The 14,154-nt window shown below is 70.1% G+C and carries 11 protein-coding genes and 1 rRNA gene; 3 read left to right on the top strand and 9 right to left on the bottom strand.

Translation table 11 applies throughout. The features are described from left to right. Positions 1-19: 19 nt before the first annotated feature. The 5 genes from secD to LXT23_RS48340 all read right to left on the bottom strand — a co-directional run bounded on the left by secD (position 20) and on the right by LXT23_RS48340 (position 5,745). Positions 20-1,792: a protein translocase subunit SecD gene (secD, locus tag LXT23_RS48360; RefSeq protein ID WP_253987344.1), complete on the bottom strand. Its 1,773-nt coding sequence runs from the start codon at positions 1,790-1,792 to the stop codon at positions 20-22. Next, positions 1,789-2,142, bottom strand: coding sequence for a preprotein translocase subunit YajC (yajC, locus tag LXT23_RS48355; protein WP_253987343.1), 354 nt, complete (start codon positions 2,140-2,142; stop codon positions 1,789-1,791). Before yajC ends, secD begins: the two co-directional genes overlap by 4 nt. 142 nt (positions 2,143-2,284) lie before the next feature. Beyond that, positions 2,285-3,481, bottom strand: a complete 1,197-nt coding sequence (gene tgt, locus LXT23_RS48350; RefSeq protein WP_253987342.1) for a tRNA guanosine(34) transglycosylase Tgt — start codon at positions 3,479-3,481, stop codon at positions 2,285-2,287. Between the two features lie 5 nt (positions 3,482-3,486). Beyond that, the gene (queA, locus tag LXT23_RS48345) at positions 3,487-4,575 is read right to left on the bottom strand and encodes a tRNA preQ1(34) S-adenosylmethionine ribosyltransferase-isomerase QueA (RefSeq protein WP_253987341.1); all 1,089 of its coding nucleotides are present in this window, start codon (positions 4,573-4,575) and stop codon (positions 3,487-3,489) included. A gap of 60 nt (positions 4,576-4,635) precedes the next feature. Beyond that, a complete protein-coding gene (locus tag LXT23_RS48340; protein WP_253987387.1) occupies positions 4,636-5,745 on the bottom strand; it encodes a SpoIID/LytB domain-containing protein in 1,110 nt (369 codons plus the stop codon). A 72-nt stretch (positions 5,746-5,817) separates the two neighbouring features. Here LXT23_RS48340 and LXT23_RS48335 point away from each other — a divergent pair, with 72 nt between their 5' ends. From LXT23_RS48335 to LXT23_RS48325, 3 genes are all read left to right on the top strand, one after another. Continuing rightward, positions 5,818-6,369 carry a hypothetical protein gene (locus tag LXT23_RS48335; RefSeq protein WP_253987340.1) on the top strand — a complete coding sequence of 184 codons (552 nt, stop codon included), beginning with the start codon at positions 5,818-5,820 and terminating at the stop codon, positions 6,367-6,369. Between the two features lie 197 nt (positions 6,370-6,566). Then, positions 6,567-6,899, top strand: a complete 333-nt coding sequence (locus LXT23_RS48330; RefSeq protein ID WP_253987339.1) for a hypothetical protein — start codon at positions 6,567-6,569, stop codon at positions 6,897-6,899. 94 nt (positions 6,900-6,993) lie between these two features. Further along, complete coding sequence (locus LXT23_RS48325) at positions 6,994-7,599, top strand: hypothetical protein (RefSeq protein ID WP_253987338.1); 606 nt, start codon at positions 6,994-6,996, stop codon at positions 7,597-7,599. A 36-nt stretch (positions 7,600-7,635) separates the two neighbouring features. On the opposite strand, the gene LXT23_RS48320 is transcribed toward LXT23_RS48325, so the two are convergent. From LXT23_RS48320 to rrf, 4 genes are all read right to left on the bottom strand, one after another. Continuing rightward, positions 7,636-8,883 carry a KamA family radical SAM protein gene (locus LXT23_RS48320; protein WP_253987386.1) on the bottom strand — a complete coding sequence of 416 codons (1,248 nt, stop codon included), beginning with the start codon at positions 8,881-8,883 and terminating at the stop codon, positions 7,636-7,638. Further along, a complete protein-coding gene (locus tag LXT23_RS48315) occupies positions 8,883-10,253 on the bottom strand; it encodes a KamA family radical SAM protein (RefSeq protein ID WP_253987337.1) in 1,371 nt (456 codons plus the stop codon). The genes LXT23_RS48320 and LXT23_RS48315 overlap by 1 nt, the downstream gene beginning before the upstream one ends. A gap of 100 nt (positions 10,254-10,353) precedes the next feature. Further along, the gene (locus tag LXT23_RS48310) at positions 10,354-13,278 is read right to left on the bottom strand and encodes a serine/threonine-protein kinase (RefSeq protein ID WP_253987336.1); all 2,925 of its coding nucleotides are present in this window, start codon (positions 13,276-13,278) and stop codon (positions 10,354-10,356) included. An 801-nt stretch (positions 13,279-14,079) separates the two neighbouring features. After that, a 5S ribosomal RNA gene (gene rrf, locus LXT23_RS48305) occupies positions 14,080-14,154 on the bottom strand; the annotation flags it as partial.

Genomic DNA, 14,154 nt, shown 5'->3' with positions numbered 1-14,154 from the left:
CGTTCCCGTGCTCGGCCGATTAGACCGACACCGTCTGCGCGTTACGACCGTGGACGAAGTACGTCATGATGGTGCGCGTCACCACGATGGACGTGAAGAGCGAGGCCAGCAGGCCCACGATGAGCGTGGTGGCGAAGCCACGAATCGGCCCGGTGCCCGTGAAGAACAGGATGAACGCGGCGATGAGCGCCGTCACGTGCGAGTCGAAGATGGTCCAGAACGCGCGGTCATAGCCCTGGTCCACCGCCGCCCGCGCCGTCTTGCCGTGGCCGAGCTCCTCGCGGATGCGCTCGTTGATGAGCACGTTGGCGTCCACCGCCACACCCAGCGTCAGCACGAAGCCGGCGATGCCCGGCAGCGTCAGCGTGGCGTTGAAGAACGCCAGCCCCGCCAGGATGAGCAGGCCGTTGAGCACCAGCGCGAGGTTCGCGATCATGCCCGAGCGCTTGTAGTAGACGGCCATGAAGAGCAGGACGAGCCCCAGGCCGACGATGGCCGCCAGGCTGCCCTTCTTGATGAGCTCGTCACCCAGGCTGGCGCCCACCTGACGAATCTCACCCACCGTCACCGGCGCCGGCAGCGCGCCCGCCTTCAGCACCAGCGCCAGCGTCTGCGCCTCGCCCAGCCACTCCTCGAACGACCGCGCGCCCATGCGGCCCATGGTGATGCGGGCCCGGCCGCCGCCAATCTTCTCGTTGATGTTCGGCGCCGTGTGGACGCTGTCGTCCAGGACGATGGCCATCCGGCGGCCCACGCCCGCCTCGGTCAGCTTCTCGAACTCGCGCGCGCCCGCCGGGTCGAACGACAGGTTCACCTCGGGCTCGTTGAGCTGGCTGAGGGACGCGTCCGCGCCGGACAGGCTCTCGCCGGTCAGCGGCACGTTCGTCTCCACCAGGTAGCTGCGGTAGGACGCGCACTCGTTCTTCTTCACCGGGTTGGCGATGCACTCGGTGAGCACCTCGCGGTTGGCGGGCGTCTTGTCCTTGGCGTAGGCCAGCAGCGCCTCGCGCGACGGGGACTCCAGCTGCGGGAAGCCGCCCTCCTCCGTCAGGGTGATGTTGCTGCCCTGCGGCGGCGGCGTCGTCTGCAGCATCTGCGCGAAGAACTGCGGGTTGCTGTCGTCCACCATCCGGAACTCGAGCTGCGCGGTGGTGCCCACCAGTTCCTTGGCCTGCTCCGGGTTGCTGCGGCCCGGCAGCGAAATCTGGATGGAGTCGGTGCCCAGCTTGCGCACGTCCACTTCCGCCACGCCCCACTTGTCGATGCGGCGGCGGATGACGAGCATCGCCTGGTTGACCGCGTCCTCGCGGAAGAAGTTCGCCTGGCCCTCGTCCAGCTCGAGCACCAGCGTGCCGCCCTCGCGGCCCACGCGCTTGAAGTCCGTGAAGGTGGCGACGACCTCCTTCTCGATGGCGTCCATCGTCGCCGGGTCCTTGGCCGTCAGCGAGAGCCGGAGCTGCTCCGGGTCCGTGTCGGCGGTGACCTCACCCAGCTTCTTGTCGTTGATGTAGCCGGTGATCTGCTGCGCGCGGCGCTCGGTGCGCTTCTGGAGGGCCGTCTTGGTGTCGACGCGCATCACCATGTGGATGCCGCCCTGCAGGTCCAGCCCCAGGTTGAGGCGGTACTTCGCGGGGGGCGACCCCGGGGGCATCGCCGCTTCGATGGCGGCCAGGTCGTTGCGCTTGTCCCGGTCCATCCGCACCAGCGAATAGTAGGTCGGGATGAGGAACCAGATGGTCCCCAGCGTCACCGCGACAATGAGTCCGAACTTCCACCACCAGCCGCGGTTCATGACTTGTCCTCCTTCTTCGCTTCGGCGGCCGCCGCAGGGGCGCCTTCCACCACAGTGCCCTTGGCGCTGATGGCGGTCTTGAGCACGCGGAGGCGCACGCCGCTGGCCACTTCCAGCGTCACCGTGCGCTCATCCACCTGGTGGATCTTCCCGAGGAGTCCACCCGTGGTGACGACCTCATCACCCTTCTTCAGCGCACCGAGCAGCGCCCGGTGCTCCTTCAGTTGCTTCTGCTGCGGGCGAATCATCACGAAGTACATGATGCCCACGAGCACGACCAGGAAACCCAGGGTGCCCAGCGGGTTACCGCTACCGCCGGCCTGCGCCAGAATCAGAAAGCTCTCAGCCACAAACTGCCTCGTCGGTTGAGGAAGGCACGAGATGGGCGGCCCCCCACACTGCCCGAGGAACCCATCCGAAAGGGGGCCCTCTTAGCAAGGGGCTCCCATGTGAGCAAGTGAACGCGGGAACCCGTGCAAACCCGTCGGCCGCTCAGCGGCCACGGGTCCGTTCGGTTTCCTGGGCCCGGGCACGCTCCCGGAACTCCCGGGCGAAGGTGGCGAACCGGTCCTCCGACACCGCGCGTCGGACTTCTGCCATCAACCCCAGGAAGTAGGCGAGGTTGTGGATGGTGTTGAGCCGCATGGCCAGCAGCTCCTGCGCGGCGAAGAGGTGCCGGAGGTAGGCCCTGCTGAAATTGCGGCAGGTGTAGCAGTTGCACGCAGGGTCCACCGGGCGAGGATCCCGGGCGTAGGCCGCGTTGCGGATGACGAGCTTGCCCTCCGAGGTGAAGAGCAGGCCGTTGCGTGCGCAGCGGGTGGGCAGCACGCAGTCGAACATGTCGACGCCGTGCTCCACGCAGGTGACGAGGTCCACGGGGGTGCCCACGCCCATGAGGTAGCGGGGCTTGTCGCGGGGGAGCAGGGGCGCGGAGAAGGCGACGCCGGCATGCATGGCCTCGGGGGCCTCGCCCACCGAGTAGCCCCCCAGCGCGTAGCCGGGCAGGTCCACCGCGCACACCTCCTCGGCGTGGCGCTTGCGGAGGTCCTCGTGGAGGCCGCCCTGGACGATGCCGAAGAGGGAGGAGCGCTCGCGGCTCCACGCCTTCACGCAGCGGTGCAGCCAGCGGGTGGTGCGCGCCAGGGAGGCCTCCAGGTAGGGGCGGTCCTCGGTGGAGGGCGGGCACTCGTCGAAGGCCATGATGACGTCGGCGCCCAGGGTCTCCTGGATGTCGATGGAGCGCTCCGGCGTCAGGAAGTGCCGCGCGCCATCCAGGTGCGACTGGAAGGTGGCCCCCTCCTCCGTGATTTTCCGCTTCTCGGAGAGGCTGAAGACCTGGAACCCGCCGCTGTCGGTGAGCATGGGCCGGTTCCAGGAGACGAAGCGGTGCAGGCCGCCCAGCTCTCCCACCAGCGCCTCTCCGGGGCGGAGCATGAGGTGGTAGGTGTTGCCGAGGATGATCTGCGCGTCGAGTGTGACGAGGTCATCCGGCCCCACGCCCTTGACGCTGCCCACGGTGCCCACGGGCATGAAGATGGGCGTCTCCACGGGCCCGTGGGGGGTGTGCAGCCGGCCCCGCCGCGCCTTGGTGCCCGTGTCCTCGTGGAGCAGCTCGAAGCGCACCAGTCCCGGTGCCACCCGCGTGTCGCCCTTCTCCGTGCGCTGCCCTGCCTGCTGCTTGTCGTCCATGACGCTCACTCCGACACCAGCATGGCGTCGCCGTAACTGAAGAACCGGTAGCCCTCGCGGACCGCCTCCGCGTAGACGTCCAGCGTGCGCTCGCGGCCCAGCAGTGCGCTCACCAGCACCACCAGCGTGGAGCGCGGGAGGTGGAAGTTGGTCAGCAGCACGTCCACCTGGCGGAAGGTGAAGCCGGGGCGGATGAAGAGGGTGGTCTCCCCGGGCCCCTCGCGCAGCCGGCCCGTCCGTGGGTCCGTGGCGGACTCGAGGGTGCGCGCCACCGTGGTGCCCACCGCCACCACGCGGCGGCCCTCCGCGCGGGCCGCGTTCACCTCGCGCGCGGTGGCCTCGGGCACGGTGTAGCGCTCCGGGTGCATGTGGTGCTTGTCGAGGTCGTCCTCGCGCACCGGCAGGAAGGTGCCCGGCCCCACGTCCAGCGTCACGTGCGCGCGCCGCACGCCGCGCGCCTCCAGCGCCGAGAAGAGGGCCTCCGTGAAGTGCAGGCCCGCGGTGGGCGCGGCCACCGCCCCGGAGGCGCGCGCGTAGACGGTCTGGTAGCGCTCGGCGTCGGCGGCGTCGGGCTCGCGGGTGATGTAGGGCGGCAGCGGCAGGCGGCCGGCGGCCTCCAGCAGCGAGGCGAGCGAGGCCCCGGAGGGCGCGCTGAAGCGCACGCGGTACTCCCCTCCTCCGAGCGCCTCCAGCACCTCGGCCTCGAGGCCGCCGGCGAAGGTGAGGCGCTGCGCGGGCTTGAGGCCCTTGGAGGCCTGGCCCAGGCAGATCCAGTCGAGGGACTCGGGGGCACCGCCGAGCGCGGCCGAGGTGAGCGTGGTGGACGCGGCGGGCCGCACCACCAGCAGCTCCACCCGCCCCCCGGTGCCCGCCTTCTGGCCGAGCAGGCGCGCGGGGATGACGCGGGCATCATTGAGGACGAGCAGGTCGCCCGGCATCAGCAGCTCCGGCAGCTCGGTGAAGCGTCGGTGGGCGCGAGCACCGGTGGCGCGGCTGACGGTCATCAGGCGCGAGGCATCCCGCGCGGCCAGGGGAGCCTGGGCGATCTGGGCGTCGGGCAGCGCGAAGTCGTAGTCAGAGAGGCGGGACGACACGGGGGTGGCGCTTGTAGCAGCCCCCGCGCCGCCGCGGAAAGCGCGTCGACGGAGGGAGCATCAGTAGAGCTGCTGCAGCTCGGCCCCGGGGTAGTAGTGGGAGAGGATCTCCCCATGGGTCCGGCCCTTGTCGGCGAGGGCCTTGGCGCCCCACTGGCAGAGCCCGGCCCCGTGGCCATAGCCGCGTCCGGAGAACACATAACCGCGGTCGGTGCGATCCACGTCGAAGTCCAGGCTCTTGAGGCGCGTGTAGCCGAGCCGGCGCCGCAGCTCCACCCCGCCCATCGAGGCGCCGTCCCCGAGCGTGACGCGGGTGACGCGGCGGGTGGGCGTGCGGCCGGCCACGCGCAGGCCCTGAGCGGAGTGGCGGAGGGCGGACTTCACCTCGGCGTCGGACAGGGAGGCCTTCCAGCGGCTCGCGGGGAGCCTGCCGCAGGGGCAGTCGACGGGCTGGAGGTACGGCAGGTCCCGCTGGAGGGCGTCATGGCCGGACTCCGTGCGGCCGCCGCACGAGGCATGGAAGTAGGCCTCGATGGGCGCGAGCTCGTAGGTGAGGACCTGGCCGCGCGTGGCCTCCACGGCGGCGCGGGTGCGGGGGTCCTCGCGGTTGACGCCGCCGTACACCTGGTGGAGCACGCTGCTGCCCAGATGGAACGGGTTGCTGTACGCCTCCAGCTTCTTCTGGAGGGCATAGGTGCGGGCGGCAATGGCCTGGGCCTTGAGGGCCTCGGGCGGGAAGGACACGGGCATCTCGCTGCCGAGCACCGCGGCGAGGTAGTCCTCCAGGGGGATGACGTTGATGAGCTGGAGTCCATCGCGGTGGGGGCGCACCACCACGTCGCCGCGCACCTGGGCGCCGCCGGCCTTGAGGGGCTCCTCGCCCGGGACGCCGGAGTCGTCGGTGGCCTGGACACCGGCGCGGAAGCGCACGGAGTCGCCGACCACGGGCGCGCCATTGACCTCCAGCTTTCCGCCCCGGCGCCGGATGGCGGCCTGACCGGAGGGAATGGGGGTGAAGGCCGCGTCTTCGGTGTCGGGACCGAACGCGAGCCCGCGGCCGCTCACCTTCACGTCACCGCCAGCGTCCTCGATGGCGATGCGCAGGGTCTCCACGGCGAGCGCGCGCAGGGGGGCGAGCAGCAGCAGGACGAGCGCAACAGGTCGCAACATGGACGGGGAGTGTAGGGGCATGGGTGCAAGCCTCAAGAAAACGACCGGCGGATGGGACAGGATGCAGAGCCCGTGACGTCTCCCGAGCCCGACGCCCCCCGCCTGTCCCCCACGGTCCTCATCGCGGCCCTGCGAGCGATGGAGCCCCGCCCGTCCGCGCTGCTCAACCGCCGCCTGGTGGAGGGGCGCTCGCAGGAGGACTGCGCGACGTTCTACGGAGTGTCGACCTCGGCCATCTCGGTGCTGCTGCTGCGCGCGGCCGTGGTCCTGGCGCGCGACGTGGGGCTGCCCGCGCGTGAGCCGGCGGGGGACGACGAAGAGGCTGCCTGGGCGAGGATGCTGGCCGAAGCCCTGCTACGCGAGGACGCGCCGCTTCCCGCGGCGCTGGTGCCCGTGGCCGAGGTGTGCCGGAGGTTGCGAGCGGCAGGGCACGACGTGGCGGCAGGACTGGAGTTGGCGTCGCGAGAGGACGCGGCCTCACCGCACCGGCGCCGGGAGGAATGGCTGAGGCGGCTCGCGGTGGCCGCGCTGCTCGCCCTGACGGCGTACCTGTACCTGTCGCGGCCGGAGGAGCCCCCTCGCAGGCAGCGTCCTCCGGTCCGCTCGGCACCGGCCCCGCGGTGACGGCAGGACGCTCGCCTGGCAGGGCGCCCCGAGCCGTGCGGCTTCCACGGCAAGGCCCTTCCCTGGAGCCCCCCTGACCGGGTCCCCGGGTACGCGCCTTGCCCTCCGAAACGTGATGCCCTCACGCCACTCCCGTGGGCGGTGAGCTGTTGGGGCGCGCTGGACGGGACGGCGCGCGGGCGCATATGGGGGAGGGCATGCCTGCTCCCTCCCCTGCCCTGTGGATGCTCCTGGCCGGCCTGGCCCTCGCCGGCTGCGCGAAGAACGTGGACGGCCGTGTCGCCGGAGATGACGACGCGGCCATCGACTCGGCTTCCGCGCGGCTGGAGGAACTGAGCGCGCGCGTCCAGCAGGACGACCTGTCATGCACGGACCAGTGTGACGTGGCGGTGCGGACCTGCTCGGTGGCGGAGGAGCTGTGCGCGCTGGTGGACCGCCATCCGGACCGGGATGACCTTCCGCCGCGCTGTGCCCAGGGCCGCGAGCAGTGCTCCAGCGCGAAGGACGGCTGCACGCGCTGTGGCGGCTGAGCCGCGTCCATTCCCCACGCTCCACCGGTGCAGCCTGGGGAGTCCCGTGCTTAGATGGAGGGAGTCCCCACGGTCTCGACCGAGGCGCCCCGCCATGACCACCCGACTCCCATTGCTGCTGGCCGCTTCGTGGCTCGTCCTCCCGGGGCTCGCCCGCGCGGCGCAAGACGCCGAGCTGTCGCCGGAGAAGGTGGCGCAGATCCGCCGTGACGAGTCTCAGGCCCTGTCGAAGGTGAACGACGAGTTCGGCAACCGCAAGCCCTCGGAGATGAGCAACGAGGAGCGCGGAGAGGCCGTCGACAAGCAGCAGGCCGCCTCGGCGGCGGTGCTGGAGAAGCATGGCGTGTCGGCGAAGGACTACGCGCGCTACGAGGCGCGGATGACGCCCGAGGACAACGCCCGGGCGAAGGCCGAGGAGCAGCGGCTGCAGGAGCAGGCAGCCCAGGCCGCGAAGCCGCCCGAGCCCCCTGCCGCGCTGGCCCCCGAGGACATCCCCGTCCAGGAGGGCTTCAGCAACGAGAACCCGGTGGAGCTGGAGACCGTCGAGGGCGCCGGCCCCATCGTCGACGTCGGCCTCCCGGGAGAGGCTGGCGCCGCACCTGCCGCGGAGGTCGCCAGTGCGCAGAAGGAGCAGCCCGCGAAGCGGGCCCCCGCGCGCGCCAGCTCCCAGGGCATCAAGAGGAAGAAGTCGAAGCGGTAGAGGCGCGCGGCTCCGTGGGAGCCGCACCGCCGCCGCTCAGCCCTTACGGTACCGGTACTGCGGGGCCCGGGCCTGCCACACGTCATCGTAGGGGCAAGCGCAGTCCGTCTCTTCCGGCTCCGGGTACGCGTAGCGCTCGCCCTTGAAGTTGCGGAACACCGTCTCGTGCTCGCCGCGCTCGATGACGTAGTCCGGCTGGAGCGTCACCTTGCCGCCGCCCCCCGGAAGGTCCACCGCCAGGTGCGGCACGGCGAGCCCGGTGGTGTGCCCGCGGAGCTGCTCGAGGATTTCGAGGCCCTTGGAGATGGGCGTGCGCAGGTGCTCGCAGCCCTCGGCCACGTCCATCTGGTGCAGGTAGTACGGCCGCACGCGGCTGCGCAGCAGCACGTGCGACAGCTCCTTGATGATGCGCGCGTCCGAGTTGATCCGCCGCATCAGCACGGCCTGGTTCTCCACCGGCACGCCGTGGTCCACCAGGCGCTCGCACGCCTCACGCGCTTCTGGCGTCACTTCCTTCGGGTGGTTGAAGTGGGTGACGACGTAGACGGGCGCATGGCGCCGCAGGGTGCGGGCCAGCGCATCGGTGACGCGCATGGGCAGGCACACCGGGACGCGGGTGCCGATGCGAATCATCTCCACGTGGGGAATCTCGCTCAGGGGGCCGAGCAGCTCCTCCAGGCGGGGCTCGCTGAGCAGGAACGGGTCGCCTCCGGAGATGAGCACGTCGCGCACCTCGGGGTGGTTGCGCACGTACTCGATGCCCCGGCGCAGCTGCTCCTTGGACAGCTCCGCCACCCCGCCCTGGGTGATGCGGCGCCGCGTGCAGTGCCGGCAGTAGACCGAGCACGTGTCCAACGCGAGGAAGAGCACCCGGTCCGGATACTTGTGGACGATGCACTCCTCGGGGCGCGTCTTGTCCTCGCCGAGCGGGTCCGCCAGCTCGCCCGGACGGATGCGAGCCTCGGCCCTCACGGGGATGGACTGCATGCGCACCGGGCAGAACGGATGCTCCGGGTCGATGAGCGACAGGTAGTACGGGCTGATGCCGATACGGAACAGCGCGGACGTCTCCTGGACGCCGGCACGCTCATCGGGCGTCAGGGGCACGTAGCGTTCGAGCTGTTCCAGGCCTCGCACGGCGTGCCGCTGGTGCCACCGCCAGTCCGCCCACTCCGCGTCGGTGGCGGTGGGGAACAGGCGCTGGCGCCCCTCTGCGCTGAGAGAGGGGCGCGGCGCGGTGCCAGGCTCCGGCGGCCGGACCGCCGGTAGCGCCGAGGAGTCCATCACGCGGCCTTCTGCTGCTCCCGCCACCAGGCCTGGCCGGACTCCGGCAGGCTGTCGATGGGGTCGAAGTACTCGTACTTCCGGTCGAGCGCGTCGGGGTCGTTCGCCTCGATGCCCGTCCGGTAGTTCTTGGTCCAGTAGGAGATGCCGCGCTCGCGGTCGTACTCGGCTATCTGGTGCACCCAGCGCTTCCCGACGAAGGGCACGTCACAGACGATGCGCGGCGTGGCGAAGCCCGGCATGTAGCCCATGATGTCGTGCTGGAGCTTCTGCGCCTTGTCCACCGACAGCCGCCAGTGCTCGCTGTTGGGGATCATGTCGCACATGTAGAAGTAGTACGGCAGGATCTTCGCGTGGTCGAGCAGCGTGAAGCACAGGTCCAGCAGGGACTGCGCGCTGTCGTTCACCCCGCGCAGCAGCACGCCCTGGTTGCGCACGTCGCGGAAGCCCATGTCGAGCAGCTTGCGCACGGCCTTGCCCACCAGCGGCGTGAGCTGCGCGGCGTTGTTGACGTGCGTGTGCAACGCCAGGTCCACACCGCGCTCCACGGCCTTCTTCGCCAGCCGGTCCAGACCGGCCAGCACCGAGTCCTGGAGGAAGTGCTGCGGAATGGCCATCAGGCCCTTGGAGGCCAGGCGGATGTCCCGGATGTTGGGGATGTCCATCAGCGCGCTGACGAACGGCTCGAGCGACTGAATCGGCAGGTTGGCGATGTCACCGCCGGAGACCACCACGTCGCGCACCGTCGGCGTGCGGCGCAGGTAGTCGAGCATCTGCTCGTACCGCTCCTTCTGGCCGATGCCGAACTTGTGCTTCTGCACCTGGGGCACGTCATTGCCCACCAGGTCCATGCGGGTGCAGTGGCCGCAGTACTGCGGGCAGGTGGGCAGCATCTCCGCCAGCACCTTGGTGGGGTAGCGGTGCGTGAGGCCCTCCACCACCCACATGTCCTGCTCGTGGAGGCTGTCGCGGCTGGCCTTCGGGTGGTTGGTCCACTCGGTGAGCCGGTCCGCGAACGCCGGCAGCATGTAGCGCCGCACCGGGTCGTTCCACAGGTCCTGCTCGTTCATCGTGTTGAGCATCTGCGGCGGAAGCAGCAGCGACATGGTCGCGCGCTCACGCTGATCCCGCTCGATGCTCGCCGCGAGGTCCTCGGGCAGGAGCGGGCCGAGAGCGGCCTTCAGCTCCTTGAGGTTCTTGACGGTGTGCTTGCGCTGCCAGATGGCGCTCTCCCACTCCGCCGCCGTGACGTCCTTGTACCCGGGCAGGCGTCGCCAGTCGGGTTCCACGAACTCCTTGCGGAGCGGATAGGTGAACGGCTGTCGGGCGGGGCCAGTCTCAGCCTTGCCCCGGGTCTGGTTTGATTGCATGGCGCTTCACCTTGCTTTGTAGCGTCGCGGGCGAGGCGTCATACCGCGCCGGAGCCCCACTTCATCGAACAATCGAAGAGGGTGTCGGATGCCCGCCCCCTCACTCGATAGGCACGTTCAGCAGCTTGGCCACACCGTCCTCGGTGATGGCCACCACCACGGGCTTGGTCGTCTTGCCGTTGAGCTTGAAGGACACCTTCCGGTTCCCCACCGGCAGCATCAATGGGCTGCTGAGCGGAACAGGCGTCTGGCGGCCCGTCTTCTTGCCGTCCACGAGGATGTCCGCGCCAGCCGGCTTGGTGCTGCACGCGAACTTGCCCATCACCTTGCCCGGCTTGACCTTGGGAGTCGGCGGCGGCGGCGTGGGCCGGGGGGTCGGGCGCGGCGCGGGCTCGCGCACGATCTGCTCGGGCTCCTTCGTGAGCTCGAAGGCGACCTTCATCTCGTCGCGGCTGCCATCGGCCGTGAAGCGGCCCTCGTAGGTCTTGTAGCCGGCGCGCTTCGCGGTGAACCGGTACGTCTTGCCGACCTCCAGGCCCGCCATCCGCGCCTCCGGCGTGCGCCCCAGGCGCTTGCCGTTCACGACGATCTCCGCCTCTTCATCACCCTCGAAGATGGCAGCGACCTTCTTCGGCTCGGGAGGCGTCTCGGGCTCAGGCGCTGTCTCGGGCTCGGGGGTCTTCTCGGGCTCGCGGGGCTTCTGCGCCACGGTACCGGCCGGCTCACCCGCGCCGGGCTCCGTGTTGCCCGGAGACACGGTCGTCCCCGAGGGAGGGGTGTTCTCCGGGTCCTTGCCCGCCCCGGGCTGCTGGGTGCCAGGCTCGGTCTTGCCGGGAGCGACAGTGACCTGGCCCGCCCCGGGGCGCGTACCGGGCTCGGGCTGCTGGCCACCGGCGGGCTGCTCCGCCATGGGCTCGAGCATGAGCGACACGCCTTCGCGCTTGCCGGCGGCGACCTCCACCAGCTTCTCCTTGCGCTGATGGCCAGGAGCGGTGGCGACGACGCGGTACTGACCGGGGGCGAGCGACAGGAGCGTGTTGGGCTGGACCTCCTCGCCGTTCACCTCGATGCGTGCGCCATTGGCGGGGGACACCATGAAGGTGACCTCGCCTGCCGAGGGCGGACTGAGCGCCACCACGCCGATGGCGACCAGCACGAGCACGATGCCCGCCGCCGCGGCGAACAGGACCGGCTTGGGCAGGTTCTTCGCGACGAACGGCTTGCCCTTCGCGGGGACCTTGGCTTTGACCTTGGCCTTCGGGGCAGGCACGGGCTTCGCGCCCTTCTTCGCGGCCACGGGCGGGGCCACCGGCACGGAGCCGGTGACCTCTTCCTCCTGCTGATAATCCTGCTCGTCGTTCCGACGGGCGTCCTCATCGGCGTAGTCGTCAGGCCCGTCGCGACCGGAGAGCGCATCGTCTTGCGGCTCGTCGTAGGCCGGCTTCGCCTGCCGGGGCGGCTGCGCCCGCGGCTGGGCCCGGCTGCTCCTGCCGGCCACCGGAACGGGGATGTCGCCCGTGGCCTCTTCCTCATGCTCCTGTTCGGACCGGGAGCGGGAGGGAGGCGCGGTCGGCGCGGGGCCAATCATCGTGGCGCCCGCGTAGGCCTCTCCGTCATCGCTGCTGATGACGACCTGGGCCTTGGGGCCACTCTTGCCCTTCTTCGGCCCGGGCTCGGGAGGCGGGTCCCGGTAGTTGAAGGCGGAAGCCGTGCCGCCGCTCCCCGTCTGGATGGGGTTCTCCGAACGACCCGTGATGCTGTCGTCCACCACCACGCTGCTGTCCGCGATGCGCGTCTCGGGAGCGCGGAAGGTCTGCGTCGAGTCGACAATCTGCGTCTTGTCGGCGCCACCGCCGTCCATCTCCGCGAGCTCCTCGGCGGTGGGAGGCGGGATGTAGCCCGGAGCGGGCGCGGCGGGAGCGGTGGGCGCGCGGCCCGCAGGGGAGCCGGTCACCACCACCGCGGGGGGAGGGACCCGCTTGCTGACCTGCGAGGACGGCCGCGGCGGCGCGGGAGGCGGCACGGTGACGCCCGAGGTCTCGATCTGGTCCGGGCGCTCGATGCCAGCGTAGCGCTCCATCTTCTCCGACTCGCGGAGCATGTCCTCGGCAAAAGCCTCCTTCATGAAGGAGGACAGGTGCTTGGACGAGTAGATGGCATCGCCGGCCAGGAGGAACCGCATCAGGTCCTCGGCCAGGTCGGACGCCCACTGGTAGCGCTCCTCCGGCTCACGCGCGAGCGCCTTGAGGACGACCTTCTCCAGCCCCGGAGGGATGTTCGGGTTGAACTCGCGCGGCAGCGGGACGTCGGCGTTGCGCACCTTCTCGAGGGTGGAGAAGTCCGACTCGCCGACGAACAGCTTCTCGCCCGTGAGCATCTCGTACAGCAGCACGCCCACTGCGAAGATGTCGCTGCGCCGGTCGATGGGCATGCCCCGGACCTGCTCCGGGCTCATGTAGCCGAACTTGCCCTTCAGGATTCCGGCCTGCGTCTTCTGCGAGCGGTTGGCCGCCTTGGCGATGCCGAAGTCGATGACCTTGACCTCGCCCTCGTAGGAGATGAGGACGTTCTGCGGCGACACGTCACGGTGGATGATGTGCAGGTCCTGCCCGCGTGCGTCCTTCTTCCGGTGGGCGTAGTCCAGGCCGTCACACAGCTTGGAGATGATGAACACCGCCTGCGCGGTGGGCATGATCTCCTTGCGGCGACGGTAGCGCTCCAGGATGGTCCGCACGTCGCGCCCGGCGACGTACTCCATGGCGATGAAGTAGGCGTCCTCGTGCTTGCCGAGCTCGTGGATGTGCACGACGTTGGCGTGGTTCAGCTGAACGCTGATCCGCGCCTCGTCGATGAACATCGTGATGAACTCCTCGTCCTCGGCCATCGTCGGGAGGATCTTCTTGATGGCCAAGATGCGCTCGAAGCCCTCGACGCCGAAGGCCTTCGCGATGAACACCTCCGCCATGCCGCCGACGTTGACGCGCTCGAGGAGCAGATACTTCCCAAAAATGGTCGGCTTCTTCATCTCGTGGAGCAGTCCGGCGCCGGGGGGTGTGCACCGCGGCAGGCGGTGCTCAGACCGGGCGGAGGACTGGACTCTAGTCCCAGCCTGAACGGCGAGTCAAACTCGCACCCATGCCCGAATCCTCAACGAATCCGGCATCTTGAGCCCTACCCGACCCTGTGGGGAGCGACTCCGGAATCGGTGCCTCCACGACGCAAGGCAGCACGCTTTTCGAGGGGTCCAGCCGTCGCTGAAGTCATGGTGCCAGGCGCCCAGGAGAGGCTCGCAGGGCGGCCAGCATGACGAGGAGGCCTACCAGGTGCTGGGAAGGTGGAATGCCGCACTGCCGGCCACCAACTGACACCCGGGGCACCTGCGGCCCGAGGCGGTCGCCGGACTTGGCTGTCGAGACTTCACCGCCGAGCCTGGGGAGCGCGCCGCGTCAAGTCACCGCAGGCCAGCTACGAGTGCGACCATGACGCGTACGCAACCTCGCCCAGGTCCCGCCAGGCGGACGGGCGAGGCACCGGCAGTGAAGTCGCGCTGTGCGTCCCCAGCGCCGCACGAGCACCGGCGCGGCGCACGAGGGCCGAAGCGCCAAACACAGACATGCGGAAGCCTAGCTTGGTGTTGGAGCTCGCCCAGGCCGCCGAGACCCACCGACAGCTGGAAGGCCGGGGCACCGTCGGAAAAGTCATCCTGCGCGTCCCGTAGCGCCACCCGGGCCCCGGCGAGACGCACGGGCCCGCGGTGCCAAAGGCAGGCACGCGGAAAAAAGAAAACCCCCGGTACCCAGAAGGGTAACGGGGGTCTTCAAAAAGAATCCGGCAGCGACCTACTCTCCCACGCGGTTTCCCGCGGAGTACCATCGGCTCTGGAGGGCTTAACTTCCGTGTT

The sequence above is a fragment of the Pyxidicoccus xibeiensis genome (assembly GCF_024198175.1).
In the GTDB taxonomy this organism is placed as follows: Bacteria; Myxococcota; Myxococcia; order Myxococcales; family Myxococcaceae; genus Myxococcus; species Myxococcus xibeiensis.
The sequence above is the reverse complement of the archived record's forward strand: the minus strand, read 5'-3'. Positions and strand labels throughout refer to the sequence as shown.

Excerpts from the sequence above, each read along its gene's own strand:
- secD (WP_253987344.1), bottom strand. The coding sequence starts at position 1,792 with ATGAACCGCGGCTGGTGGTGGAAGTTCGGACTCATTGTCGCGGTGACG.
- tgt (WP_253987342.1), bottom strand. The coding sequence starts at position 3,481 with ATGGACGACAAGCAGCAGGCAGGGCAGCGCACGGAGAAGGGCGACACG.
- LXT23_RS48340 (WP_253987387.1), bottom strand. The coding sequence starts at position 5,745 with ATGTTGCGACCTGTTGCGCTCGTCCTGCTGCTGCTCGCCCCCCTGCGC.
- LXT23_RS48330 (WP_253987339.1), top strand. The coding sequence starts at position 6,567 with ATGCCTGCTCCCTCCCCTGCCCTGTGGATGCTCCTGGCCGGCCTGGCC.
- LXT23_RS48325 (WP_253987338.1), top strand. The coding sequence starts at position 6,994 with ATGACCACCCGACTCCCATTGCTGCTGGCCGCTTCGTGGCTCGTCCTC.
- LXT23_RS48320 (WP_253987386.1), bottom strand. The coding sequence starts at position 8,883 with ATGGACTCCTCGGCGCTACCGGCGGTCCGGCCGCCGGAGCCTGGCACC.
- LXT23_RS48315 (WP_253987337.1), bottom strand. The coding sequence starts at position 10,253 with ATGCAATCAAACCAGACCCGGGGCAAGGCTGAGACTGGCCCCGCCCGA.
- LXT23_RS48310 (WP_253987336.1), bottom strand. The coding sequence starts at position 13,278 with ATGAAGAAGCCGACCATTTTTGGGAAGTATCTGCTCCTCGAGCGCGTC.